This window comes from Iamia sp., from assembly GCF_035575815.1.
GTDB lineage: Bacteria > Actinomycetota > Acidimicrobiia > Acidimicrobiales > Iamiaceae > Iamia.
This window is the reverse complement of record NZ_DATLXO010000020.1, coordinates 1-22,744: the sequence shown is the minus strand read 5'-3', so window position 1 is coordinate 22,744 and position 22,744 is coordinate 1. Positions and strand designations below refer to the sequence as shown.

21 protein-coding genes are annotated in these 22,744 nt (G+C 73.2%); 11 read left to right on the top strand and 10 right to left on the bottom strand.

What is annotated here, in order from left to right:
• The first annotated feature begins 100 nt into the window (after positions 1–100).
• A complete protein-coding gene (locus VNL12_RS01550) occupies positions 101–2,305 on the top strand; it encodes a hypothetical protein (RefSeq protein WP_325590934.1) in 2,205 nt (734 codons plus the stop codon).
• A 223-nt stretch (positions 2,306–2,528) separates the two neighbouring features.
• Here the strand turns inward: VNL12_RS01550 and VNL12_RS01545 are convergent, their stop codons facing one another.
• Complete coding sequence (locus tag VNL12_RS01545) at positions 2,529–4,073, bottom strand: alpha/beta hydrolase (protein WP_325590933.1); 1,545 nt, start codon at positions 4,071–4,073, stop codon at positions 2,529–2,531.
• Positions 4,074–4,359: 286 nt separating this feature from the next.
• Between VNL12_RS01545 and VNL12_RS01540 the strand changes: the two genes are divergently transcribed.
• Positions 4,360–6,003 carry a fatty acyl-AMP ligase gene (locus tag VNL12_RS01540; RefSeq protein ID WP_325590931.1) on the top strand — a complete coding sequence of 548 codons (1,644 nt, stop codon included), beginning with the start codon at positions 4,360–4,362 and terminating at the stop codon, positions 6,001–6,003.
• Positions 6,004–6,173: 170 nt separating this feature from the next.
• Here the strand turns inward: VNL12_RS01540 and VNL12_RS01535 are convergent, their stop codons facing one another.
• The 5 genes from VNL12_RS01535 to VNL12_RS01515 form a co-directional block, all read right to left on the bottom strand.
• On the bottom strand, positions 6,174–7,184 hold the full coding sequence (locus VNL12_RS01535) for a TIGR03617 family F420-dependent LLM class oxidoreductase (protein ID WP_325590930.1): 1,011 nt from the start codon (positions 7,182–7,184) through the stop codon (positions 6,174–6,176).
• Entirely contained in the window at positions 7,181–9,076 is a 1,896-nt protein-coding gene (locus VNL12_RS01530; protein WP_325590928.1) for a hypothetical protein, read from the bottom strand. The genes VNL12_RS01535 and VNL12_RS01530 overlap by 4 nt, the downstream gene beginning before the upstream one ends.
• A 4-nt stretch (positions 9,077–9,080) precedes the next feature.
• Positions 9,081–9,938, bottom strand: a complete 858-nt coding sequence (locus VNL12_RS01525; RefSeq protein WP_325590927.1) for a PAC2 family protein — start codon at positions 9,936–9,938, stop codon at positions 9,081–9,083.
• 190 nt (positions 9,939–10,128) lie between these two features.
• Positions 10,129–11,169, bottom strand: a complete 1,041-nt coding sequence (locus VNL12_RS01520; protein ID WP_325590925.1) for a phosphotransferase family protein — start codon at positions 11,167–11,169, stop codon at positions 10,129–10,131.
• A 71-nt stretch (positions 11,170–11,240) separates the two neighbouring features.
• Positions 11,241–12,065 carry an ABC transporter ATP-binding protein gene (locus VNL12_RS01515; RefSeq protein WP_414654835.1) on the bottom strand — a complete coding sequence of 275 codons (825 nt, stop codon included), beginning with the start codon at positions 12,063–12,065 and terminating at the stop codon, positions 11,241–11,243.
• 234 nt (positions 12,066–12,299) lie between these two features.
• On the opposite strand from VNL12_RS01515, the gene npdG reads away from it, so the two are divergent.
• From npdG to VNL12_RS01500, 3 genes are read left to right on the top strand one after another with little or no spacing between them, the layout of a single operon-like run.
• Positions 12,300–13,040, top strand: a complete 741-nt coding sequence (npdG, locus tag VNL12_RS01510) for an NADPH-dependent F420 reductase (protein WP_325590923.1) — start codon at positions 12,300–12,302, stop codon at positions 13,038–13,040.
• Positions 13,040–14,197: a cysteine--tRNA ligase gene (cysS, locus tag VNL12_RS01505; RefSeq protein ID WP_325590922.1), complete on the top strand. Its 1,158-nt coding sequence runs from the start codon at positions 13,040–13,042 to the stop codon at positions 14,195–14,197. The genes npdG and cysS overlap by 1 nt, the downstream gene beginning before the upstream one ends.
• Positions 14,198–14,240: 43 nt before the next feature.
• The gene (locus tag VNL12_RS01500) at positions 14,241–14,621 is read left to right on the top strand and encodes a hypothetical protein (RefSeq protein ID WP_325590920.1); all 381 of its coding nucleotides are present in this window, start codon (positions 14,241–14,243) and stop codon (positions 14,619–14,621) included.
• Between the two features lie 11 nt (positions 14,622–14,632).
• On the opposite strand, the gene VNL12_RS01495 is transcribed toward VNL12_RS01500, so the two are convergent.
• The gene (locus VNL12_RS01495) at positions 14,633–14,908 is read right to left on the bottom strand and encodes a hypothetical protein (protein ID WP_325590919.1); all 276 of its coding nucleotides are present in this window, start codon (positions 14,906–14,908) and stop codon (positions 14,633–14,635) included.
• A gap of 160 nt (positions 14,909–15,068) precedes the next feature.
• Here VNL12_RS01495 and VNL12_RS01490 point away from each other — a divergent pair, with 160 nt between their 5' ends.
• Together VNL12_RS01490 and VNL12_RS01485 are read left to right on the top strand one after the other, a co-directional pair.
• Entirely contained in the window at positions 15,069–15,224 is a 156-nt protein-coding gene (locus tag VNL12_RS01490) for a hypothetical protein (protein WP_325590918.1), read from the top strand.
• Positions 15,225–15,375: 151 nt separating this feature from the next.
• Positions 15,376–16,221 carry a lysophospholipid acyltransferase family protein gene (locus VNL12_RS01485; RefSeq protein WP_325590916.1) on the top strand — a complete coding sequence of 282 codons (846 nt, stop codon included), beginning with the start codon at positions 15,376–15,378 and terminating at the stop codon, positions 16,219–16,221.
• Between the two features lie 151 nt (positions 16,222–16,372).
• On the opposite strand, the gene VNL12_RS01480 is transcribed toward VNL12_RS01485, so the two are convergent.
• The 3 genes from VNL12_RS01480 to VNL12_RS01470 all read right to left on the bottom strand — a co-directional run bounded on the left by VNL12_RS01480 (position 16,373) and on the right by VNL12_RS01470 (position 18,136).
• Positions 16,373–17,245, bottom strand: coding sequence for a class I SAM-dependent methyltransferase (locus VNL12_RS01480; RefSeq protein WP_325590915.1), 873 nt, complete (start codon positions 17,243–17,245; stop codon positions 16,373–16,375).
• Positions 17,246–17,313: 68 nt separating this feature from the next.
• Complete coding sequence (locus VNL12_RS01475) at positions 17,314–17,781, bottom strand: TA system VapC family ribonuclease toxin (protein ID WP_325590914.1); 468 nt, start codon at positions 17,779–17,781, stop codon at positions 17,314–17,316.
• A 124-nt stretch (positions 17,782–17,905) separates the two neighbouring features.
• Positions 17,906–18,136: a hypothetical protein gene (locus tag VNL12_RS01470; RefSeq protein WP_325590912.1), complete on the bottom strand. Its 231-nt coding sequence runs from the start codon at positions 18,134–18,136 to the stop codon at positions 17,906–17,908.
• A 200-nt stretch (positions 18,137–18,336) separates the two neighbouring features.
• Here VNL12_RS01470 and thrS point away from each other — a divergent pair, with 200 nt between their 5' ends.
• The 4 genes from thrS to VNL12_RS01450 all read left to right on the top strand — a co-directional run bounded on the left by thrS (position 18,337) and on the right by VNL12_RS01450 (position 22,557).
• On the top strand, positions 18,337–20,370 hold the full coding sequence (gene thrS, locus VNL12_RS01465) for a threonine--tRNA ligase (RefSeq protein ID WP_325590911.1): 2,034 nt from the start codon (positions 18,337–18,339) through the stop codon (positions 20,368–20,370).
• The gene (locus tag VNL12_RS01460; RefSeq protein ID WP_325590910.1) at positions 20,367–20,924 is read left to right on the top strand and encodes an HIT domain-containing protein; all 558 of its coding nucleotides are present in this window, start codon (positions 20,367–20,369) and stop codon (positions 20,922–20,924) included. The genes thrS and VNL12_RS01460 overlap by 4 nt, the downstream gene beginning before the upstream one ends.
• 120 nt (positions 20,925–21,044) lie before the next feature.
• Positions 21,045–21,671, top strand: coding sequence for a hypothetical protein (locus tag VNL12_RS01455; RefSeq protein ID WP_325590908.1), 627 nt, complete (start codon positions 21,045–21,047; stop codon positions 21,669–21,671).
• 145 nt (positions 21,672–21,816) lie between these two features.
• Positions 21,817–22,557: a CDP-alcohol phosphatidyltransferase family protein gene (locus tag VNL12_RS01450; protein ID WP_325590907.1), complete on the top strand. Its 741-nt coding sequence runs from the start codon at positions 21,817–21,819 to the stop codon at positions 22,555–22,557.
• Positions 22,558–22,744 lie beyond the last annotated feature (187 nt).

Sequence of the window (22,744 nt, the reverse complement as noted above, 5' to 3'; positions counted from 1 at the left end):
TCGGGAGCCCCGTTTCGGTCGTAGGGTCGGGTGCTTCGCCGAGGACGAGACCTACCGCTGCGATCGGCCTGGTCGGGGTCCGGGTAGCGTCTCGGTCCTTATGCCCGGAACCGAGGCCCGCGGGCCGGCGCGGCGGCGGAACCAGGCGACGGTGGCTGCCGTCACCCTCGCCGTGGTCGCGGTCCACCTCTGGGCCAGTCGATCGGTCCCGGGGCCGACGATCACCTATGACGAAGCCGGCTACCTGGGCAACGCCCGCTGGCTGGCCGGCCAGGACCCGACCTTCGAGATGCCCCTCAGCCCCTACTACGCGTTCGGCTACTCGGCGGTCATCGCCCCGTTGCACTGGGTCACCGACGACCCCGATGTCCTGTGGCGGGCGATCATGAGCGTCAACGCCGTGCTGCTGGGCAGCCTCGTGCCGCTGCTGCACCAGCTGGCGCGTCGCGTGCTGGGCGTCGCCTTCATGCCTGCGCTGCTGTCGGCTGCGGTCGGTGCCCTCAGCCCCGCGGTGCTCGGCACCGGCGGGCGGGCCGTGGCCGAGAACCTCTCCCTGCCGCTCGTGGTGGCCACCGTCCTCGCTCTGCACGCAGCCCTGTCGCCCGGTCGGGCGGTCCCTCGCCTGGTGCTCGGCCCGACGGTGGCGGCGCTGTACGCCAGCCATCCCCGCTTCGTGCCCGTCGTGGCGCTCTGCGGCATCGGGCTCCTCCTCGCGCTGGTCCGACCGGTGCTGCCCCGGGCCCTCGCGGCGGGCAACCTCGTCGGCCTCGTCGCCGGGGTGCTCGCGGTGAGGGCCGTCGACGGCGCCCTCGTCGCGGCCCGGTGGAGGGCGGTGGCCACCCTCGAGGGGACACCGGGTGATGTCGTCGACCTGGCCACCAGCAGCCAGGGGGTACGCGCCTTGGGTCGTTCTGCCCTGGGTCAGGGCTGGTACGTCGGCGTGGGCACCCTCGGCATCGCCGTCGTCGGCCTCTGGGCCGTGTTCCGGATCGCTGCCGGTCGACCGATCGTCGCCGAGGGAGGCGCGACGCCGCCGGCCGCACGGCTGACCGCGATCGGAGCCCTGGCGATGGCGGCGGGCGTCTTCGCCGTCTCGATCGTCTTCTTCGCCCGCAATGACACGCGCGACGACCACCTCATTTATGGACGCCACAACGACTGCTTCGTCCCGATGTGGATCGCCGCAGGCATCGCCCTCGTGGTGAGCGAGACCCGTCGAGCCCGACTGGCACGGACCATCGGTGCCGTCGCCGCCGTGACTGCGCTCGTGTCGGCCGCCGTGATCGTCGCCCTGAACCCCGTCACCCACGGCGGCGACTACCGGCTTCGGGCGATCCCGGCTTTCAGCCGGGTGCTCGAGGGTGCACCGGACGGGGTGTTCGTGCGGGGCTCGGTCACCGCGCTGGTCGGTCTGGCCACACTCGCCGCCCTGGCCCTGCTGGTTCGCCGGCCGACCCTCGCAGCCGTCGCCCTCACCCTCTGGTTCGCCTGGGTCGGGATCGCCCGGGTCGAGCTCACCGAGGCTTCCACCCAGCGCGCCTATGCCGGGTGGCGTGCCCCCGACGACCTGGAGCGCCTCGGGGTGCGGGAGGCCGCGATCGATGTCCGCACCGCACAGGTCGCGGTCGTGACCTACCAGTTCGCCCTCCCTGGCGTCCGGTTCCTGCCCTACCTGTCGGGCCGTGATCCTCGCCCGGACACTCCCTTCGTCCTCGCCGCCCTGACCGACGCGGCGCTGATCGGCGAGGGGGCGCGCCTCGCGCTGATCGACGAGGGCGGTGCGCTGACCGATCGGGAGCCGTCGGCCGTCGGGCTCTGGGTGCGGCCCGGACCCGACCTCCGACGCCTCGACGCTGCCGGCCGTCTCCTCCCCGCCGGCTTCCCGTCCGCGCTCCCGCCGACGGCGCGGCGGGCATCGTTCCAACTCGTGGGCCAGCCGTCCGACGTCGAGGTCGACGCCGGCGAGACCGTGTCGTTCGACGTCGCGGTGCGCCACGACGGCACCGGGTCACCGTGGCCCGACCGGGGCAGCGCCGGCGGACGGGGATCGGTCTACGTCCGGGCTCGGGTCACCCCCGTCGGGTCGTCCGATGATGACGCCGTGACCGAAGGTCGGGTCGAGCTCCCGCGGTGGATGGACCCGGGCGACGAGGCCATCGGCGAGCTCGAGCTGTCGGCCACCGACCGGGCCGGCGACCCGCTCCCGCAGGGGCGGTACCGGGTGGAGCTCGCGCTGGCTCAGCGGGGCAGCTCGTGGGTCGCCGGAGGCGGGGGTGACAGCACGTTCACCTTCGTGGTCGATTAGCGCCGCGTCAGGCAACCGTTTGCACTAGGCAACGATTCACGTCGGGTGCGACCCATGCGGCCCGCAGGCGACCCATGCGGCCCGCAGGCGACCCTCGACGGTGACCGGATCGACACGGAACGGTGTCGCGACGTGTTCGAGCCCTGCGTCGAGACGGTCACCTCTGCGGCGAAGGACTAGCCGGCGGCGACCTCTTCGGCGGGCACCAGCCCCGCCTGCGGCGCTACCCGCCGAACGACGGGCCGTCGGTGGGGACGCAGGAGGTATCGAGCTCGGCGGTCGGGTCGTCGAGGAAGGAGGCGATGAGCTCGGTCGAGCAGTCGGTGCTGAGCCCGACGACGTGGCCGAACCCCTCGAACTCCACGTAGGTGGCGTCGGTGAGGGCGTCGGACGCGGCCCGGGAGTAGTCGGGCGGGGTGATGGGGTCGTAGGTGCCGGCCAGCACGAGGGCGGGGATGTCGGAGCGCACCGGCTCGCGGAAGGCGTCGCCGAGGGGCTCGACGTCCCACCCGTCACAGAAGGTGTGCCCCTGGTAGACGATGAGGCCGGCCGCGCGGCCGGGGTCCTCGACCAACGCCGCGCTGCGGCCGGCGTCGAGGTCGCCGACGTCGGCGCAGTCGACCGAGTACAGCACCCCCGCGGCCGCCCTGGTGGCGAACGGCACCGCCTCCTGGGCGACGAGAGGGATGATGTCGGTCTCACCCCGGGCCAGGTCGGCCGCGATCGTCGGGAGCTGGGGGATGAGGGCGGTGTCGCGGAGGGCGAAGGCCAACCCGACGTAGATGTCGTCGCCGGTGATGACGATGGGCACGGTGCCTCGCGGCTCGCCCAGGTCGACCGTGCCCTCGAACGGCGTGGCGTTGTACTGCTCTTGGACCTCATCGATCGTCGCCTCGAGATCGGGGTGTTCCTCAGCGCACGCAGGGTCGTCGGCGCAGCCGGCGATGAACGCCTCTATCGCGCCCGCGGCGGCGTTGAGCACCGCCTCGACGGTGGCTCCCGACGGGGGGTACACCGAGTCGAGGACGGCGCCGGCGATGCCCTCAGGGTGCGATCGCATGGTGGCCAGAGCCAGGCGCCCGCCGTAGGAAGGGCCCCAGAGGTACCACCGCTCAACGTCCAGCGCGATCCGCAGGTCGGCGAGGTCGGCCGCGCTGGTCTCGGTGTCGTAGGAGTCGAGGTCGACGCCCTCGTCGATGAGGCGGGTCCGGCACGCCAGCACCGCGTCACGGAAGTCAGCCAGCTCGACCTCGTAGGCCTGGTCGCGACCGAGGTTGCGCACGACCGCCTCCTCCTGCTCAGGGCACGCCAGGAGGGGCTCGGACAGGCCGATCCCGCGCTGGTCGTAGAGCACCACGTCGCGACCCAGCTCCTCGACATCGTTCACGAAGCTCGACAGGTTGGTGAGCGACGGGAAGCCCGGACCACCCTGGAGGTTCACGATCGGCTCGTCGTCGGCATCGGCCGTCGGGCTCTCGAGCACGGCGACAGCCAGACGCACCGTGCCGGCCTCGGGTCGCTCGCGATCGGCAGGAACCTCGAGCCAGTGGCACCGCACGGTCAGCTCGAGGTCGTCGGGCGCCTCGGTGCACGGCCGGTCGGACAGCTCGGGATCGTCGCCCACGGGTGCCGCGGTGGACTCCGGCTCCGCCCCATCAACAGAGCCGCGGTCGGCGGCCGGGTCGTCGGCGGCCTGGTCGTCGGCGGCCGGGTCGTCGGCCGGATCAGAGCAGCCCGCCACCAGAAGGCCCACCACCGCCAGCCACACCAGGCACCGCCTCGCGGTCACCGCACGCGCCCGGAGCGCCCGCTCCACCACGTCGGTCCGGGCGTGGGGCCCACACCCAGCCGCGCGAGCGCCTCATCGAAGTCCATCCTGACCCCGAGCGTACGACACCGCCGCCATGCGGGTGAACACCTGCGCAGATGACGAGGCAGCGTTTGTGGCGAGCGGCCGAGAGAACGGTGTCGCTGGCTCCGGGCACGGGGACGGGAGATGACGTCCGACTGACCACGGGAGTAACGGCGTCCGCGCCGGCGCGGTCTGACCCGTCGTGCTGACCCTCTCCTCCCGGATCGAAGCGGCCGCCCAGCGAGGACGGGGCGCCATCACCTTCCTGAGCGGCGACGACGCCGAACGGGTCCCCTGGTCGGAGCTGCACTCCGACGCCCGGGGCGTCGCCGCGGCCCTCCAGGCCCGGGGCATCGGGCCCGGTGACCACGTGGCGATCCTCGGGCCGACCACCCGGCGCCTGGTCACCGCTATCCAGGCCACCTGGCTGACCGGCGCGACGGTGATGGTCATGCCGCTGCCCCAGCGGATGGGCTCGATCGAGGAGTTCGTCGACCAGACCCGGGCCCGGCTCCGCCACGGCGACGCCGCCACCGTGCTCATCGACGAGCAGCTGGCACCGTTCATCGAGGCCGAGGCCGGCGACCCGCCCCTGGTGGCCCTCGACGAGCTCGTCGCCGACGAGGCCGCCTTCGTCGCCCCCCGGCTCGACCCCGGTCGCCTGGCCATCCTGCAGTTCACCAGCGGGTCGACCGCGGATCCCAAGGGAGTGATGCTCCCGCACCGCACCGTGTGCGCCAACCTCGACGCCATCATCGAGGCGACGGCCTTCGACCCCGACGACGACGTGCTGGTGTCGTGGCTGCCGCTCTACCACGACATGGGCCTGGTCGGGATGCTGACGCTCCCGATGAGCACCGGAGCCGACCTGGCCCTCGCCGGGCCGCAGGACTTCATGGCCTCACCGTCACGGTGGGTGCAGTGGATGTCGGACTACGGCGCCACGTCGACCGCCGGCCCCAACTTCGCCTGGGTGCTGGCGACCCGGGCCCTGCGCCGCCTCGAGGGCCTCGACCTCTCGCCGATGCGGGTGGCGCTCAACGGCGCCGAGCCCATCGATGCGGAGGCGATGGAGGCCCTGCTTGCCGCCGGTGCCCCCCACGGGCTGGCGCCCGGCGCCCTCTTCCCCGCCTTCGGGATGGCCGAGGTGTGCATCGCCGGCGCCTTCCCCGTGCCGGGCCAGGGGTTGCGCACCGACCTGGTCGACGGCCGGGTCCTGGAGACCGAGTGCTACGCGGCGCCGGCGTCGGATCCCGACGCCCCGACGAGCCGCCGCCTGGCCCTGTTGGGTCGGGCCGTGCCGGGCCTCGAGCTGCGGGTGGTCGACCCCGAGAGCGGTGCGGTGCGGCGCGATCGCGAGGTCGGTGAGCTCGAGATCCGGGGCACCTCGGTCATGACCGGCTACTACCGGCATCCCGACGCGACCCGCGACGCGTTCCACGACGGGTGGCTCCGCACCGGCGACCTCGCCTACCTGGTCGAGGGCGACCTCGTGCTCTGCGGCCGCATCAAGGACATGATCATCGTGGGCGGCCGCAACGTGTTCCCCCAGGACGTCGAGCGGGCCGTGAGCGGCATCGACGGCGTGCGCCCCGGCAACGTGGTGGCCATCAGCGTCACCGGGCGCCGGGGGCTCGAGGAGGTCGTGGTCGTCGCCGAGGTGAAGGCTGACGCCCGCGCCTCGGTGCGCGACCAGGTGGTGGCGCGGGTGAGGTCGTCGGTGGGGCTCTCGCCGCGCGAGGTGGTGCTGGTGGCGGCCGGCACCCTCCCCAAGACCAGCTCCGGCAAGCTCCAGCGCTCGCTGTGCCGCGACCAGTACCTCGCCGCGGACCTCGTCGGCGTGTAGTCGTCACGCGATCGCAACCGAATCCCTCCAACCCGGCCGGCACCTGGCGACGGGGAGGAGGACAGCATCCCCGCCGCTTCGGCCGGCGGGACCCTGCGGAGGCCGTGTGCTCGGCGATCCGCTCACCGGAGTCCGACAACGACGTCGGGCTCCGGCGCGTCCGGGCCCTCTCAGGCGCCCTGGAGCCGGCGGGTGACGTCGGCCCAGAGCCCCTCGGGCACGGCGTAGGGGGCGTAGAAGCTGAGGCGATCGACCGACCCGCCGAAGCGCTCGAGGATCCCGTCGGCGACGGCGCCGGGCTCGGCCACGACGGCGAAGGTCTCGAGGACGTCATCGTCGATCAGCTCGCCCATGCGGACCCACTCGCTCTGCTTCGAGAGGCGGTTCAGCTCACCGTGGAGGTCGCCCCAGCCGTGGTGGGCGAGGACTCCCTGGTACGCGGGCGTCGAGCCGTAGAAGGCGATCTGGCCCCGCACCGCGGTGGCCGCCGTTTCCGTGGCCTCGTCGCTGTCGCCGGTGACGACGAACGCGGGCAGCGAGATGGTGACCTCGGCGCGGGTGCGTCCCCCCGCTTTGGCCCCCTGGGCGAGAGCGGGGAGGGTGACGTCGCGCAGGTACTCGGCGGTCGTGAAGCCGTGCGCCAGCAGACCGTCGGCCACCTCGCCGGCGACGCTGGTCATCCGGGGCCCGACCGCGGCGAGGTACACCGCGGGCGGACCGTGGGGCGATGGCGGCGGGGTGAAGAACGGGGTCATCAGGGTGTGGGTGTAGAACTCGCCCGCGAAGGCCAGCTCGGCGCCGTCGTTCCACGTGGCCCAGATGGCCCGCAGGGCCAGGATCATCTCCCGCATGCGGGCCGCCGGTCGGCTCCACTCCATGGAGAACCGGCGGGTGATGTGCGGCTTGATCTGGCTGCCCAGGCCCAGCAGGAAGCGGCCGTCCGAGAAGCGCTGGAGGTCGTGCGCGCTCTGGGCCAGGGTCATCGGGTTGCGGGCGAAGGCCACCGCGATGCCGGTGCCCAGCTCGATGCGCTCGGTGTGCTCGGCCGCCAGCAACAGGGCCAGGAACGGGTCCTGGTTGGTCTCGGCGGCCCAGATGCCGTCGTAGCCCGCGGCCTCGGCGGCGCGCGCTGCGTCGCCCACGGCGGGCAGGTCACCGCCGACCCCTCCGTCGACCTTCACGACTGGTCCCCTGGATCACCGTCGGTCTCGTGATCGTCGGCCTCGTGATCGTCGGTCTCGTGATCGTCGGGCTCGGTTCGGTCGATGGCCAGCTTGGCGACCCGCAGCCGCAGGTCGTCGAGCTCGTCGGCCAGGCGGGTCTCGGCGTCGGCCAGGATCCCGGCGGTGATGCGGTCCTGTTCGAGGGCGCCGTCGAGGTCGCCCCGGGCCGAGGCCACGCCGGTCTCGACATCGCCCAGGCGCCGTCCGAGATCGTCGGCCTCGCCGCGGAAGGTGGCGGCCTCGCTGCGTACCGTAGCGCTGACGTCGGCCAGCCCGTCGGTCAGCTCGCCGGTCAGCTCGTCGACCCGGAGCTCCTGGGCGTACACGCCGTCGTTGGTGCGGTCGAGCCGGTCCGAGAGGTCGGCCAGGCGACGCGACAGCTCGGCCACGGCCAGAGCGAGGGCGGCGGCGGCCTCGTCGTGGCGCCGGTCGCGCCCGGCGAGGAGCCGGTCGACGACCCGTCCGACCGATCCCGGTGGTCCGTCCGGGGCGCCGTCGAGCACGGCGCGCGCCCGGTCGATCTCGGCGACCGGGCGCTGGGCGGCGGCGTTCGGTCGGGGCGGACGTCGGACCGGTCGAGGGGGTGGGTCGGCGGGGGACACGTCGTCGGCCTCCTCGGGCTGGGGACGGAGGGCATCGGGGATCTGGGCCTCATCGGCCTCACGGCTCGCCGCCCACGTCAGGTAGGCGGGCCGGTCGGCGCCGTGCACGTCGGAGAAGCGGCGCGCCACCGTCGGGGACTCCAGCCACACCTGCTGCAGGTAGCGGCCCACGCCGCCCTCGGCGCCAGGAGCGCGCAGCCAGCCCTCCCACGCCTCCCCGCCGTCGGCCGCGTGGGGCTGCGGGGGGGCGGGGGTGGTCCCGGTGGGGTCGGCCTCGGATGCGAGCAGGGCGTCGCGGACCAGGGTCCGGGACCGATGGTCGAGCGGGACCCCGCGGGCTGTGCGGGCCCAGCGGTAGCCGAGGGCTCGGTCCCCCTCGGCGTCCACGGCCCGTCGCCGGGCCAGCCAGCCCCGACACTGGCGGGCCACGGCCGGCAGGTCGGCCAGGGTGACGCGGGGCCGGTCGCCGGCGAACCCGCTCAGCATCCACGGCCGGGCGTCGGTGAGCCCCGAGTAGTGGAAGCACCGCACGGGCCGGTCGACGACGCAGAGCTGTCCGTCGATCCAGGCCGTGGGGCGCTCGTGGAGGTTCCAGTAGGCCACGTCGTAGGTGGGGTCGCGCAGGATGTGGTGGTCGAAGAGCGCGGGCACGAAGTCGAGCCAGCGCTGGTCGGCCAGCATCATCATGTCGGGCCGCCCGAGTGCGTCGCGGCGCAGGCGCTCGTCCCACCACTCGAGGAACGCCCCGCTCGAGCGGCGCACCGCGAGGAGGCCCCCGTTGTACATCCCCGCCCCGAGCAGGCCGGGCTCATCGGGGAGCCGGCCGTCGCGGGGCACCGGGTCGAGGACGTGCGGCACCAGCACCACGTCGTGGTCGGTCGCGGCGACAACCAGCTCGTCGAAGGGGGCGAGCACCTCGACGTCGCCATCGACGTAGATGGCCACCTCGGCGTGGTCGAGCACGCGGCGCAGCGCGAGGGGCTTGAGGGCGCAGGCCATCTCGAACGGGCTGTAGATGGAGGCCATGGTGAGCAGCTCGTCGGCCGGGAAGCCCAGCTCGGAGGGGGTGACGAGCTCGACGTCGCGGTGGGTCCAGGCTGCCGGGGGCATGTGATCGCCGTCGACGACGAGGATCGTGAAACGGGTGCCCGGGTGGTGGTCGACGAAGGACCGGGCAGCCAGGCGGGCGTCGGCCAGGTAGCTGCGGGTGGCGACGGTGCAGCCGCCCACCGACCGGTCCGGACCCACGGCCTCAGGCTCCGCCCTGGTCGCGCAGGAAGCGCTCGAGCTCGGCGGCCAGCTCGTCACCGGAGGGGATCTCGCCCTCGGTCGGCGTCTCGTCCGCGTCGGCCTCGAGGGCGTGGAGCATGGCCGTGTGCTCGTCGTTGCGGGCAATGGTGGAGTCGAGGCGCGACGCCGTCTCCTCCGCCTCGGTGACCAGCGCACCTCGGGGGAGGCGCAGGCCGGTGACCAGCTCGAGGTTCTCGAGCAGCGAGGCGCTGCCGCCCGGGTAGGGCCAGGCCGAGGCGTAGTGGGGGATCTGGGCCCACAGGGTGAGCGAGTCGAGGCCGCGGTCGGCGGCGAAGCGCTCGACGACGGCCTGCGCCCCGGCGGGGACGTCGAGGGTGCCGCGCAGGAACGGCCAGCGCGCCGCCAGCTCCTCGGTGCCGGCGGTGACCGACAGCCGGATCGGGCGGGTGTGGGGCACCGTGGCCGGATAAGCACCCAACCCGACGACGGTGGTGACGCCGAGGGCCTCGGCCAGGGCGACGACCGCGTGGCCGAAGGCCCGCCACGAGTGGTCGGGCTCGGGTCCGGCCAGGAGCAGGAGGTCGCGCCCGTCGAGGTCGCGAGCGGCGAGGACCTCGATGCTGGGCCAGCTCAGCCCCTCGGCCACCCCGGCCACGAGGTGCAGCACCGGTCGGCGCGCCCGGTGGTCGAGCAGCTCATCGGCGTCGAAGGACGCGACCGGCTCGGTGTCGAGCTCGTCGAGCAGGATGGACGCGGCGCCGCTGGCAGCCATGCCGGCGTCGATCCAGCCCTCGAGGGCGACGAGGAGCACCGGCGCGTCGAGGGGCCGGTGCGCGAACTGCTGGTAGGTAGCGGTCATCGGCGCCCCCGAGCCGGGACTCGGACGAAGGTGGGGCTGGTTCGCTCGCGGCGCTCGCTCATCGGTGCACCACCTCGTCGTGGGACGCGTCCGGCCGGGGGTGGCGTCGCCCGGCACCGATGAGCGCTGCCGGCTCCGCGAGCTCCGCCGTCAGAGAGCCCGTGTTGCCTGGTTCGCTCGCGGCGCTCGCTCACGGTGCACCCTGGACCCGGACGAGGGTGTCCTCGGCGGCGCCGGCGAGCATCTCCACCTGAAGGGCAAAGAGCTCCCACCCGCTGGCGCTCGTCCCCATGGACCCGCCCTGGTACCGAGCCAGCACGCCCTCGAGGATGCAGGCCAGCTTCCAGTACCCGAAGGCGATGTAGTAGTCGATCTGGCTGACGTCGCGGCCCGACACCTCGGCGTAGCGGTCGAGCAGCGCGGAGGCCCGGGGGAAGCCCTCCGCGCTGGTGGCGGCGTCGGGCAGGGCGGTGACATCGCGGTCATCCTCGCCCCAGTAGACGATGAGGAGCCCGACGTCGGCGAGGGGGTCGCCGAGGGTGCAGATCTCCCAATCGAGCACTGCGGCCACGGTGCCGGCGTCGTTCAGCAGGCAGTTGTCGAGGCGGTAGTCGCCGTGGACGATGGTGGCCGGACCCTGCTCGGGCACGTTGGCCGCCAAGGCGTCGTGGACCCGGTCGACGGCGGCCAGCTCACGGGTCTTCGACTTCTGCCACTGCCCGTACCAGCGCTTCAGCTGGCGGGGGATGTAGCTCTCGGTGCGCCCGAGGTCACCGAGGCCGACGGCGACGGGGTCGACGGCGTGGATGCGGGCCAGGACGTCGACCAGCTCGTGCCCGGCGCGGGTGCGGGCCTCGGGGCCGAGCTCGGTGGCCGAGGCCGCGCTGCGCAGCACATGGCCGTCGACGAAGTCCATGACGTAGAACGGCGCTCCGTTCACCGAGTCATCGGCGCTGAGTCCGACCACCGGGGCCACGGGGACGTCGGTGGGGGCCAGGGCCGAGATGATCCGGTGCTCGCGACCCATGTCGTGCGCGGTGGCCAGCACCTGGCCGAGCGGCGGGCGCCGCAGCACCCAGGCGCCACCGGCCCCGTCGGTGACCTTGAAGGTGAGGTTCGAGTGGCCGCCGGTGATGAGGTCGAAGTGGAGCGGCGGGGTCACCTCGACGCGGGCGGACAGCCAGGCCGTGACCTGGTCGGCATCGATCCCCTGGACGGTCTCTGGGCTCATCGCTACGAAAGGTACCGGGTGAGGTGACCCGGCCCACGACGCGACAAGCGCCCGACCTGCCCACCGCGCCGTCAGCCGGCGTGCACCCGGCGGGCGGTGATCCGCCCGCTTTGGCGCACCACGGTCAACTCGAGGCCGAAGCAGGCCGAGAGTGGAGCGTCGTCCAGCACCTCCTCGATCGGTCCGGTGCCGACGACCCGCCCGTCGCGCAGGAGCAGGGCGTGGGTGAAGCCGGCGGGGATCTCCTCGGGGTGGTGGGTCACCAGCACGGTGGGGGCGGTGCTCGGGTCCGCGGTGAGCGCCCCCAGGCGGTCGAGGAGGTCCTCGCGGGCGCCGAGGTCGAGCCCGGCGGCGGGCTCGTCGAGCAGGAGCAGGGCGGGTGACCCTGCGAGGGCCCGGGCCAGGAGGACCCGCTGGCGCTCGCCGGAGGACAGCGTGGCGAAGCGGCGCCCGGCCAGGTGGCCGGCGCCGACCCGCTCGAGCTCGACCCGGGCCGCGGCCCGGTCGTCGTCGCTCCAGTGGTGCCACCACGCCTCGAGCGCGGCGCGCCGGCCGGTCATCACCACGTCGAGGGCGTCGACATCGGCGCGCAGCGAGTCCGACAGGGCGGCGCTGGTGAACCCGATGCGCCCCCGCAGGGCGCGGATGTCGGTGTGGCCCGACCGCTCTCCGGCCACGCTGACCGAGCCGGCTGTCGGTCGCAGCCAGAGCCCGGCGACCCTCAGCAGGGTCGTCTTCCCGCTGCCGTTGGGGCCCAGCACCGCCCACCGCTCACCGGCGCGCACCGTCCAGTCGACCCGGTCGAGGATCCGCCTCCCGGCGCGGACCACGGCGACGCCGCGCAGCTCCAGGGCCGGCGCGGCGTCAGCAGCCGGATCGGCGGTCATGGCCCGCATCCTCGCCCGCAGGCCCCGTCGCCCGGAAGTTCGCGCCGCACCGCCGGCGGTTCTGAGCCACCACGGCGCCACCAGCGGCCGATCCGTGGCTCAGAACGGTGGATCCCCCGGACGTGGTGCTTCTGAGCCACGACGACGCCACTGGTGGCCGATCGGTGGCTCACAACGATCTGACCCTCGGCCCACGGGCCTGGGCCGCGGAAGTTGGGTCGACGGCCCAATAGGGTGCCGCTCATGCGCATCGGAGTCTTGGGAGCGACCGGCCCGGCGGGCAGCGGCCTCGCCGTCCGCCTGGCATCGGTCGGCTACGACGTCACCATCGGGTCGCGGTCGAAGTACCGGGCCATGGAGGTCTCCGACAAGCTCCTCGCCAAGTGGCCCGGCCAGGACCTCTCGATCACCGCGTCGGACAACGAGGGGGCCGCCGCCGCGGACGTGGTGGTCATCGCCACGCCGTGGGACGCGGCCGGCGCCACCGCCGCGTCGGTGCAGGACGAGCTGGCCGGCAAGGTGGTCATCTCCATGGCCAACGCCCTGGCCAAGGTCGGCCACGAGTTCCAACCTCTGGTGCCCCCGCGGGGCTCGGTGGCGGCGAGCGTCCAGGCCGCCGTGCCCCGCTCGCACGTCGCCGCCGCGTTCCACCACGTCCCGGCCAAGGAGCTGGGTGACATCGCGCATCCCATCGAATCCGACGTCCTGGTCTGCTCTGATCACCCGTCGGCCACCGAGTGCGTCATCGACATCGTGTCGAGCATCCCGGATCTCCGCGCCCTCGACTCCGGCGAGCTCTCCAACGCGGCCCCCATCGAGGCCTTCGCCGCGGTGCTGTTGCAGGTCAACGTCCGCTACAAGACCCGCGTCGCCATCCGCTTCACCGGCCTCGACGGCGCCGGCCCCGCGTCGCGCTCGACCGCCGCAGCCCACGCGGCGACGGCCGCCCAGGACGTGTCGGGCGCCGACGCCGGCGAGTCCTAGTGGCCGAGCCGGTGGGGAAGGCCGGCGCCGGGCCCGTGCGTCTCTACGACACCGCCCGAGGAGAGGTCGTGCCCTTCGAGCCGGGGCCGGTCGTCACCATGTACACGTGCGGCGTCACGCCCTATGACGCCACCCACGTCGGCCACGCCGCGGTCTACATCACCTATGACGTGCTCCAGCGGCGGTTGCGCGACCGGGGCCACGACACCCGGTGCGTGCGCAACATCACCGACGTCGACGACGACATGTTGCGCAAGGCTCGCGAGGTGGGCGTGCACTACCTCGACCTGGCCGCCTCGGAGGTCGCACGGTTCGACGACGACATGGAGGCCCTCGGGCTCCTGCCCGTGGCCAGTGAGCCCCGGGCCACCTCGGCCATCCCCGACATCCGCGGCTTCATCGGCATGGTGCTCGACCGGGGCCACGCGTACGTCGAGCACGGCTCGGTCTACTTCGACGTCTCGAGCTCGCCTCGCTTCGGGTCGCTCTCGGGCCTCGAGCGCGACACCATGCTGCGCCTCGCCGCCGAGCGGGGCGGCAAGGTCGACGACCCGGCCAAGCGCGACCCGCTCGACTTCGTGCTGTGGCAGCCGTCCGCCGACGACGAGCCGGCGTGGGACTCGCTGTGGGGCCCCGGTCGCCCCGGGTGGCACATCGAGTGCTCGGCGCTCGCCCTCCGCGAGCTGGGCACCACGATCGACCTCCACGGCGGTGGCGCCGATCTCATCTTCCCCCACCACGAGTGCGAGGCGGCCCAGTCCGAGGCGGCCACCGGCGAGCCCTTCGTCCGCCACTGGATGCACCAGGCCATGGTCCGCATGGACGGCGAGAAGATGTCGAAGTCGCTCGGCAACCTGGTCTTCGTCAGCGACCTGCGCAAGGTGCACGACGCCCGGGCGATCCGCCTCGCCGTGGTGAGCCACCACTACCGCACCGAGTGGGAGTGGGACGACGCCGTGATGCCGGCGGCGACCGAGCGCTTCGACCGCTGGTTGGCCGCCGGCGACGGCGACGGAGCTCTGGCCGAGGTGCGCGCCGCCCTCGACGATGACCTCGACGCCCCGGGGGCCGTGGCCGCCATCGACTCGGCCGCCGCGAGCGGGCTCGGGGTGTCGACCGCTGCCGCCCTGCTCGGCGTCGATCTCGTCTCGCCCTGATCTGGCGATCGACGCTCCCTTCTCCGCCTGAGGTCAGCCGACGGTGGCGATCCCCGTCGTCGTCATGGTGGTCGAGGGTGACGTGATCTTCGCCCCGGACCCCGTCGCCGCCAAGGCCCGGGCGGCACCGGGTCCCGTTCCCCGGGCTCTCGCCGAGCTGCCGCCGGTCATCGGCTTCCACGAGGTGACGCGGCTCATCGCGTCGGGTGACGACCTCGCTGACCGTGACCGGCTGGTGGGCCTGACGATTGGCGGTCGCAACCGGTGTCGCCGGAGCCGTCAGGGTGGGTCTCGACGCCCGTGGGCTCGTGTCCGACCTCGACGTGCTCATCGAGAGGTCGATGCGGTACTGACGGGCAGCCCCCACCCGTGGGTGCCGCCCCCGCACACCGTCGACCTCCGGCGCAAGGCATCGCACGCCTGAGGCCGGAGGATTCAGGACGCCAGACGCATCGGCTGTGGGGTCCACGACGCGGTGCCCGTGGTGAGCTCGTGGAGCGACCACCAATGGCACTGGTCGTCGAAGATGACGACATCGACCAGCTCGACCCCGAAGGACTCCACCTGGGGCCGCAGCCGAAGGAAGGCCTCGGCGTCGGCCTCATCGACCACCGGTCCGTCGTGCCACCTCCTCGGACGGGAGTCGACGACCAGCCAGCGGTCGGCGCAGCCGCTCGTGCGCAGCCCTTCCTGCCGCTCGGCAGACCTCATCCCGTCGGCGTTGCTGCCAACCCACCTCGCCTTCGCCGATGCATACGAGCTCCGCAGTGGGGCTGGGACTGGGGCTGGGCCGACTACGAGTTGTTCGATTGTGGCGCGGCCTGATTCCTCGATGCCCGCCAGGAACCTGCGCACCCTCACAGGACCGTGCATGGCCGGCAGGGGAGACGTTCGTGTACTCGACCGAGTCGTCGACCAGGGCCATGGCGGCGTCGAGGTCGGGCGGGCCAGCGCATCGAGGAACTCCTGGACGACGGCGACGGGCGTGTCGACGGCGGTGTGGGTCGTGGTGTCGGCCATCGCCTGACCCTACGAGGCCCTCGTTCCTCCGACCCGACGCTCGGCGGTCGGCCGCCGTCGGGCGCATGCGGTCAGCCGACCGCCGGTCACGGACAACCTTCGGGCAGATCGGTGTGACGGGTGCCCCACTGGGGGATGGCTGTGGCACGATGCAGGACGTGGCAGGCAACGAGCGCGAGGCGGGTCAGCTGTACCCGGTGGCCAAGGCCATCATCACGCCCGTCTTCCGCTTCAGCTGGCGCTTCCACGTCGAGGGCCTCGAGAACGTGCCCACCGAGGGCCCCGCCCTCATCTGCCCCAACCACACCTCGGTCATGGACTCGTTCTTCGTGCCCGCCGCCCTGCCCCGCCGGATCACCTACGTGGGCAAGTCGGAGTACATGGACTCCTGGAAGACCAAGCACCTGTTCCCGGCCATGGGGATGATCCCCATCGACCGGGGCGGCGGCTCTGCGTCGGAACGGGCCCTGGCCGCGGCCGAGCGGGTGCTCGCGCGCGGCGAGCTGTTCGGCATCTACCCCGAGGGCACGCGCAGCCGCGACGGCGTCCTCTACAAGGGCCACACCGGGCCGGCCCGCCTGGCCCTGCGCACCGGCGCCCCGATCATCCCCGTCGGCATCCGCGGCTCGCGCGAGATCATGCCCCCCGAGGCCCGGTTCCCGGCACCGTTCCGGCCGGTGGTCATCCGCTTCGGCGCACCGGTGTCGGTCGACCGCTACGCCGGCCGGGCGAGCGACCGCCTCGTGCTGCGCCAGATCATCGACGAGGTGATGTTCTCGATCCGCGTCCTCTCGGGCCAGGACTACGTGAACACCTACGCGACCAAGAAGGCCGAGGCCCTACCCACCGACGTCGCCCAGATCGGTGCCCCGCACCCCGCGGCCCGGGGCGGGAACGGCCACGGCGCGCCAGACCCGGACGCGTCGGCGCGCCTCGACGCCGACGCCGACGCCGAGCGGCCCAGCGCAGCCGCGGCCCTCGCCGGCGCCCGCCGCCGCAGCTGAGCGGGGCGGACCCCGGCGTCAGGTTGCGTCTGCCCTGCGGTGTGAGGTGCGCGACACCCTGCATCAGGGCTGGCCGCGTTGCGACTCGGTGGCAACGATCCCCACCCCGGCAAGCGCTCCGTCGACATCGCGAGGTTCCCTCGGGCCGCGGTCAGCCGGGGCGGCGGGCGGAGACGACGATGACCGTGCCGTTCAGCACCACGTGGCCGTCGTCGTCGACGTGGGACTCATACGCCCGGCCGATGGCCGCGGCGACCTGGTCGCGGAGGGTGTCGCCGGCGTCTGCGGTGACCAAACGCGTGGGCCCGAAGTCGAGTGATCCCCGGGCCGCGTCGGCGGGCGCCAGGCCGCCGCCGAAGGGCAGGCGAATCCGATGCCGGTCCCACTGCACGTCGTTCCAGCCGGCGGCCTCGAGCAGGGACGAGACCGTGGTCTGGTCGCTCAGGGAGAACGGGCCTCCGTCGTCGGGCGGGGTGTCGGGCGGCGGAGCACCCACAGCGGCCAGCGTCGCCATCGCCACCGACAGCGGCACTGCGAAGAGGTCCGACTCGGAGCGGCGGGCCCACACCGCGACGTGGAGCCGGCCCTCGGGTGCGGTGGCCCGGGCGAGGGACGCGAACGCGGCCGGAGGGTCGTCGAAGAACATGACGCCGAAGCGTGACAGCACCACGTCGAAGAGCGCTCCTGGGGGACCCCACGCGGTGGCGTCGGCCTCGACCCAGGTGATCGGGGCGCTGCCTCGCGCCCGGTCGACGCTGGTCGCCCGCTCCAGCATGGGTGCGGCAACGTCGAGCCCGGTGACCGCCCCGTCGGGGCCGACGGCAACCGCAGCCCGGCGGGTGGTCGGCCCCGTCCCGCAGCCCACGTCCAGCACCCGCTCGCCCGGGCGCAGCCCGGCGGTGGCGAACAGGACGTCGGACACAGGCTCCAGCTGGCGCTCCAGGCCCTCCGACTGGCGGATCCAGCGATCGACCCGCTCGCCCTTCCACTGATCGCCGTCGGGTTCGGGTGCATGTTCAGCCATGGCGCCGCACCGTACCCAGGGGCAGCCGCCCACCGCCGGGATGGCCGTCGAGGCGGCGGCCGCACCCGTCACCCCCGTCGATCGAACCCGTCGCGGTAGCGGTCGGAGAAGGGGTCGGAGACGGCGATCCCGTCGAACTTGCGCAGGTCGCGGTCCCGGCTCCAGATCCGGGAGATGCCGTGCTGGGCCATGAGGGCCACCAGGTGGGCGTCGGGCACGAGGTTGCCCCGGGGGGCAAGCGGTGCAGCGACGCTCCGGTATGCGGGCCAGAACCCGTCGACCTCGCCGGCGGCTCGGATGTGGCCCCGGGCCAGGAGGGCATCGACGTTCGCCTCGGCGACCTCGGGGGTCAGCGGCGACGGGAAGATCGACGGGTGGGTCACGATCCGCAGGTATCCCAGGAGGGTCGGCCAGAGCAGGACCACCAGCGCCGGACCGGTCGCCAGGTGGTCCAGGAGGGCCAGGGCGCGTGCGTGCTCGGGGGCCTGCTCGTTCGACGCGTACACCAGGACGTTGGCATCGACCGTGTCGGTCATCGCTGCGCCGCGGACCTCGGAGCGCAGCCGACCCCGCGACTCCCGAGACCGCCTTCGGCTGCACCCAGGCCGCGGGCTTCGCCGTCGGAGGGCACCCGCCCTCCGGTCTCATCCCCGCGGTCGCTCACGACGGGGCGTCGAGCGCGGACCAGAGCGCGTCCTTGTCCTCGATGTCGAGGCCCACGCCCAGCGGTGCCGTCGTCCACGCGAGCTCACCCGGTTCGCGGGCGCCGTCAGCGAGAGCGAGGGTGAGCAGCTCCGAGGCGATCGCCCCCATGGGCCGGCCCTCGGCGTCTCGTCGCTCCCGAAGGCGGCGCAGGACGTCGTCGTCGATGTCGAGCGTGGTGCGAGCCATGCATCTGATGCTAGCGGATGCCGAATCAGGTGCGGGAGGGCCTCTCCCAGCCGATCGGAGCGACGCGCCGGTCGCTGCGGAACGGGAGTCGGCGGGCGCGTCGGTCCCCGTGGAGCGCCGGCGGCCCCGAACCTCGGGCGAGGCGACCCATCCCGAAGAACGATCCCAGGCGCCCGGGACGGCGCCGGTACTGTCGGCGGATGGCCGACATCACCATCTCTCTGCCCGACGGTTCGTCCCGCCCGGTGGACGAGGGGACCACCGTCGGGGGGCTGGCGGAGTCGATCGGTCGGCGGCTGGCCAAGGCGGCGGTGATCGGCGTCGTCAACGGCGTCGAGCGGGATCTGGTGTGGCCGCTGGCCGAGGGCGACACCGTCGAGATCGTCACCGCCGAGAGCGACCGGGGCCTCTCCACGCTGCGCCACTCGACGACCCACGTGATGGCTCAGGCCGTGCTCGACCTGTTTTCGGGGGCCACCTTCGCCATCGGGCCACCGGTCACTGACGGCTTCTACTACGACTTCCAGCTCCCGGCCGGGGCCGACGGCAAGCCGGCCACCTTCGCGCCCGACGACCTGGGCCGCATCGAGGCCCGGATGCGCGAGATCATCGGCGAGAGCCAGCCCTTCGTGCGCGACGAGCTGACCTCGGAGCGGGCCCGGGAGGTCTTCGCCGATCATCCGTTCAAGCTGGAGATCATCGACGGCGAGGCCGACGACCCCACCTCGGTCACCGGGTCCGGCGAGGTCCGCACCTACGAGAACCCGCCGGCCGAGCCCAAGGAGCGGCCCCCGTTCCGGGGGTACCCCGGCTTCGTGGACCTGTGCCGGGGACCCCACGTGCCCGACACCCGTGCCCACCTCGGGCACTTCAAGCTGATCCGCATCGCCGGCGCCTACTGGCGGGGCGAGGAGTCCAAGCCCCAGCTCCAGCGCATCTACGGCACGGCGTGGGCGTCGAAGAAGGACCTCGACGCCCACCTCGAGCGGCTGGAGCAGGCGGCCTCGCGCGACCACCGCAAGCTCGGCGCCGAGCTCGACCTGTTCAGCTTCCCCGACGAGATCGGCTCCGGGCTCGCCGTGTTCCACCCCAAGGGGGGCACGGTGCGGCGCCTGATGGAGGACTACTCCCGCCGCCGCCACGAGGCCGCCGGCTACGAGTTCGTCTACACGCCGCACATCTCCAAGGCCGAGCTGTTCGAGACCTCGGGCCACCTCCAGTGGTTTGCGGACGGCATGTTCCCGCCCATGCACTTCGACGACGAGGGCGGCGCCGAGGGCACCGACTACTACGTCAAGCCGATGAACTGCCCGTTCCACGTCCTGATCTACCGGTCGGGGCTGCGGAGCTACCGCGAGCTGCCCGTCCGGCTCTTCGAGTTCGGCGGGGTCTACCGCTACGAGAAGTCCGGTGTCGTCCACGGGCTCACCCGCGTGCGGGGCATGACCCAGGACGACGCCCACATCTTCTGCACACGGGAGCAGATGGCCGACGAGCTCGGGGACCTGCTCGGCTTCGTGCTCGGCCTGCTTCGGGACTTCGGGCTGGACGACTTCTACCTGGAGCTCTCGACGCGGGGCGACTCCGAGAAGTTCGTCGGCGACGAGCGGGACTGGGCCGAGGCCACCGCCGCCCTCGAAGCGGCGGCGGGCGCCTCGGGCCTCGACCTGGTGCCGGACCCGGGCGGCGCCGCGTTCTACGGGCCGAAGATCTCCGTGCAGTGCCGCGACGCCATCGGCCGCACATGGCAGATGTCCACGATCCAGCTCGACTTCCAGACCCCCGCGCGCTTCGGCATCACCTACGTCGGCAACGACGGCGCCCGGCACACGCCGGTCATGATCCACCGCGCCCTGTTCGGCTCCGTCGAGCGCTTCTTCGGGGTGCTGCTCGAGCACTACGCCGGGGCCTTCCCCACCTGGCTCTCGCCGGTGCAGGTACGGCTGCTCCCGGTTCGCGACGACCACATGGCCTATGCCCATCGCCTGGCCGACCGGTTCCGGAGCGAGGGCTTCCGCGCCGATGTCGCCGATGCGTCGGAGAAGCTGGGTAACCGCATCCGCAAGGCCAAGGGCGAGAAGGTGCCCTACGTGCTCGTGGTGGGCGACGACGACGTCGAGGCCGGCACCGTCGGGGTCAACCCCCGGGGCGGCGAGGTCGAGCGCGGGGTCAGCGCCGATGACTTCGTCGACCGCCTGCGGGTCGAGGTGCTGGCCCAGACGAGCGGCCGGTGACACCGACCGCAGCCGAGGCCGGAGGAGGACCGACGCCGGGCCTGGCCCGCCTCTGGGCCGGGTGGCGCACGGCGTACATCGAGCGGGTGACCGGCGACGGCGCCGGGCTCGGGTCCGATGCCGCCGGGCAGTCGCTCTTCGAGCGCATCCTCACCTCCGACCGACCCGACGCCGAGAGCCTCGTCGTCCACCGCGGCGAACGGGTGGCGGTGCTGCTCAACGCTTACCCCTACGGCTCGGGCCACCTCCTCGTGTGCCCCCTGCGGGCGGTGGCCTCGCTCACCGACCTGGCGCCCGAGGTGAGCGCCGAGCTGTGGGCCACGGTCACCACGGCGGTGGCAACGGTCGAGGCCGCCTACGCGCCCGATGGCGTCAACGTCGGGCTCAACCTCGGTGCCGCGGCGGGCGCCGGTGTGCCGGATCACCTCCACGTCCACGTCCTGCCCCGCTGGGCGGCGGACGCCAACTTCATGACCTCGATCGCCGAGGCCCGCGTCCTGCCCGAGCCCCTGGCCGAGACCTATCGCAAGGTCCGCGCCGCCTGGCCCTCCTGATCCGGCGACCTCTGGACCCATGTGATCCCCGGTGGCACACCTCGGTACGAAGCTCGCGACGCGCCGCGGGCCCGACGCGCCGAGTTCCGGGACCGACAGGGTGATCGGTAGCGTCACCCTGTGGCCTCACACGACCGTCCTGCCGACGACGAGGCTCCTGTCACTGAGCCGCGCGTCGCCGGAGGCTCCGCTGAGACGCGGGAGGCCGACGGCTCCGACGCCGAGGTCACCGACTCCCTGCCCGACGACCTCGACGTGTCGGGGTTCGTGGGGCCCTACGTCTTTCCCAACAACAACCGGAGGCGCATCCCCGGCTACATCTACCTGGGCCTGGCCGCGGCGTGCGTGGCGGCCTGGCTGGCGGGGCGCGACGGTGACGGCGCGGTGGTCAACGAGGGCATCATCTGGGCCGCGCTCGCTCTGGTCGTGGCCGGGGCGTACTGCCTGATCGCGGGGTTCAACCTCGATGTCGACGAGCAGGACGCCCTTGTCATCTCGACGCGCACCGTCGGCTTCCCCGTCGGCCACGCCTCGGCCCAGATGGGCTGGCGGGGCATCCGCAGCCGCCCGACGTGGCGGATCCTCTGCTACTCGGCTGAGAACCCGCCGACGAAGCGGGCCCTGCTGTTGATCGACGGTGTCGACGGTGAGGTGATCGACTGGTTCGTCGAGGACAACCCCGAGGACTGGACCGACCTCGACGGGGAGCTGACCGGCTCCGGCGTGCCGTTCCGCACCGGCGAGTAGCGGCGGCCGCCCGCTCAGGTCTCGGCGAAAGCCCTGAAAGGGACCACAGCCGGGCGGGTGCCGTTCGGTGCCGCCGGGGGCCTGCTTCCCAAGGTCGCTCCCTGCTGCTAACTTCTGCAAGCGCACCCCACGGGAGGAAGAGGCGATGTTCGACGGACAGTTCCGCAGCCACGCCGAAAAGCAGCTCAAGCCGATCGGCTCCTCGCTCCGGCGCACCGGAGTGACTGCTGATCAGCTGACGGTCCTCGGGGTGGTCATGGCGGGGGCGACATCGCTCGCCATCGCCAACGGCGCGCTCCGCCTGAGCTTGCTCCTGCTGGTGCTCTGCGCCGTGCCCGACGTGCTCGACGGGGCTGTGGCCAAGGCCTCGGGCACCGCCTCGCGCCGCGGTGCGTTCTTCGACTCGGTGTGCGACCGGGTCTCCGACGCCCTGCTGCTCGGCGGCATGGCGTGGTACCTCTCGACCACCAACCCGGGGCGCATCGCCGTGCTGCCCCTCGCCGTGCTGGCCGTCTCGCTGATCATCTCCTACGAGCGGGCCAAGGCCGAGGCCCTCGGCTTCGACGCCAAGGGCGGGCTCATGGAGCGCGCCGAGCGGCTGATCGCCATCGGCCTCGCGCTGCTGTTCCAGCCGGCCATGATCGCCATCCTCTGGGTGATGCTGGTGCTCTCGGTCGTCACCGCCGGGCAGCGCTTCGCCAAGGTCTGGCGCCAGGCCAGCCGCGAGGTGCCGGTCCCGGCGCCCACGGCGCGGGCGCGAGCCCGCCGCCAGAGCCGGGTGTCGCGCACCGCGGCGCGCCGCACCCAGGGCCGTCTGACCGCCCGGGAGCGCTTCGCGGCGCGAGATCGCATCGCCGGCCCGAGCCGCCGCCGCGACGGCACCTGACCCTGAGCGCCTCGCCCCGGCCGGCGCCCGTTGGCCGCTCGCTGCCGCGCCGGCCCGACCTGACCTACCTGGGCTACCGGGCCGGAGCGCTCGCAGCCCGGGCTCTCCCCGGACCGGCCGTGCCCGGCGTCGCCGCGCTCGCCGGCAAGGCCGTGGCCCGGCGCCTGGCGTCGCGCCGGCTCGTCGT

What these genes read in the sequence shown, in the direction of transcription:
- VNL12_RS01480 (WP_325590915.1), bottom strand. Translation starts at nt 17,245, where the DNA reads ATGGCTGAACATGCACCCGAACCCGACGGCGATCAGTGGAAGGGCGAG.
- VNL12_RS01450 (WP_325590907.1), top strand. Translation starts at nt 21,817, where the DNA reads ATGTTCGACGGACAGTTCCGCAGCCACGCCGAAAAGCAGCTCAAGCCG.
- VNL12_RS01520 (WP_325590925.1), bottom strand. Translation starts at nt 11,169, where the DNA reads ATGAGCCCAGAGACCGTCCAGGGGATCGATGCCGACCAGGTCACGGCC.
- VNL12_RS01475 (WP_325590914.1), bottom strand. Translation starts at nt 17,781, where the DNA reads ATGACCGACACGGTCGATGCCAACGTCCTGGTGTACGCGTCGAACGAG.
- VNL12_RS01515 (WP_414654835.1), bottom strand. Translation starts at nt 12,065, where the DNA reads ATGCGGGCCATGACCGCCGATCCGGCTGCTGACGCCGCGCCGGCCCTG.
- VNL12_RS01550 (WP_325590934.1), top strand. Translation starts at nt 101, where the DNA reads ATGCCCGGAACCGAGGCCCGCGGGCCGGCGCGGCGGCGGAACCAGGCG.
- VNL12_RS01470 (WP_325590912.1), bottom strand. Translation starts at nt 18,136, where the DNA reads ATGGCTCGCACCACGCTCGACATCGACGACGACGTCCTGCGCCGCCTT.
- VNL12_RS01525 (WP_325590927.1), bottom strand. Translation starts at nt 9,938, where the DNA reads ATGACCGCTACCTACCAGCAGTTCGCGCACCGGCCCCTCGACGCGCCG.
- VNL12_RS01490 (WP_325590918.1), top strand. Translation starts at nt 15,069, where the DNA reads ATGGCCGGCAGGGGAGACGTTCGTGTACTCGACCGAGTCGTCGACCAG.
- VNL12_RS01495 (WP_325590919.1), bottom strand. Translation starts at nt 14,908, where the DNA reads ATGAGGTCTGCCGAGCGGCAGGAAGGGCTGCGCACGAGCGGCTGCGCC.
- thrS (WP_325590911.1), top strand. Translation starts at nt 18,337, where the DNA reads ATGGCCGACATCACCATCTCTCTGCCCGACGGTTCGTCCCGCCCGGTG.
- npdG (WP_325590923.1), top strand. Translation starts at nt 12,300, where the DNA reads ATGCGCATCGGAGTCTTGGGAGCGACCGGCCCGGCGGGCAGCGGCCTC.